This window comes from Thioalkalivibrio sp. ALE23 (genome assembly GCF_000378545.1).
Taxonomy (GTDB): domain Bacteria; phylum Pseudomonadota; class Gammaproteobacteria; order Ectothiorhodospirales; family Ectothiorhodospiraceae; genus Thioalkalivibrio.
Genome location: NZ_KB900060.1, coordinates 1 through 1,493, shown reverse-complemented (window position 1 = coordinate 1,493; position 1,493 = coordinate 1). Strand labels below are relative to the sequence as shown.

The window sequence follows — 1,493 nt, the reverse complement described above, 5'->3', positions numbered from 1 at the left end:
GCCACCCTGGACCGGGTGGGCAACTGGATCTGTGGGTGGTGCGGACCGTTCCTTGAAGCGGGCCAGATGACCCAGATGCAGGGCGTGCTGGTTCATCAGCCCGAGGGCGAGTCCGGCCAGGCCTGGCGGGTAACGCGCAACAGCCATATCCGGTGGGCCTACGACCAGCGGTTCGAGGGTCCGGTTGTGCTCGCCAAGGCCACGCGCAAGCGTGAACACCTGATCTGGCAGGCCCCGATCTCGCTGTCCCCCGACCTGATCCAGTTCCGCCTGGGGCGGGACAACCTCGTCGTGCGCCGTGACCTCGTGGAGCAATTCCGCAACGCGGTCAACGACGATCTGCTGAAGGACCTGTTCCCGAAAACGCCTGCCGGCAAGCGGTTCTTCCGGCTCGGCCAGCAGATGGCGGAAAACGCCGTCAACGGCTTTCCGAAAGCCCGCGCCTGGTACGACGCACTCCCCGAGGACCTGCGAACGCCCTTCGAAAACATGGGCCCCGGGGATCTGTGGTTCGTTCAGTACGTCCTGACGCAAACGCCGGAAGAGCCGGCCCGATTCAAGTTCGACAACCGCCACGCTTAAAACGCAATCGAGAGGATAACCAAGATGATCGAAATCGAAGGAACCCTGTTTACCACCAGCCCGCTCCACATCACCGATGCTTCGCAGGATCGGCGAATCGAGAGCGGCAGCCAGACCATGCCGATGACCAGCACGCAGACGCTGACCGTGGTGGGTAGCGCCGACGAAGGGGGCAAGACGCCCGTGCGACGCGTACCGGTCATCCCGAGCAATTCGCTCCGGGGCCGGATCCGCCGCGCCGGGGTGGACGTGCTGATGGATGCGATCCGGGACCGTGGCGAACCGGCTCCGAACCTGCCGACCTACCATACCCTGTGCGCCGGCACCGCCGATGGCCGCCCCGCCAAGGGTGCGGCGGTCAACCTGGACCGGCGCCATCACCAGATGGAGCATCCCTTCATCGGCCTGTTCGGCGGCGGCCCGGAAATGGTGGAATCGCGATTCATGACGGATACCGCCTGGGCCCTGGTGCCGGAGACCGTCGAAAACCTGGATGTGCCGGCATCGTGCGAAAACGACGTGGTGGATCCGATGGGGCGCGAGAACCGCCTGCCGCTCACCCAGACGATCTTTTTCCGCCGCATCGACGATGTGCTGTCGTTCTCCGATCCCCAGGCTTCCGATCGGATCGAGAACTACCGTGAGGCGGCGCAGGAATGGCTGGACAGCCAGCGCCGGGATACGTCGAACGGGGATGGCGAAGAAAACCAGCACCGGGATTCATCGAACGGGGGTGGCGAAGAAAACCAGCGCGGCCCTCGCATCCAGGGCTGGAACGCGATGGAGGTGGTGCTGGCGGGGCTGCCCTTCTCTTTTCGGGTCGGCACGAAAACGAACAGCAACCCGGTTCAGGACGGCCTCCTGCTGGCCTCGATGGAACGGTTTGTGGAGCGGTATCCGCAACTGGGCGG

Annotated in this window: 2 protein-coding genes; both read left to right on the top strand. The window is 64.8% G+C overall.

What is annotated here, in order from left to right; all coding sequences use genetic code 11:
- A partial coding sequence (locus F573_RS0113675; protein ID WP_026300950.1) for a hypothetical protein occupies positions 1–582 on the top strand: 582 nt, incomplete at its 5' end.
- A 24-nt stretch (positions 583–606) separates the two neighbouring features.
- On the top strand, positions 607–1,493 hold an 887-nt coding region (csf2, locus tag F573_RS0113670), incomplete at its 3' end, for a type IV CRISPR-associated protein Csf2 (protein WP_026300949.1).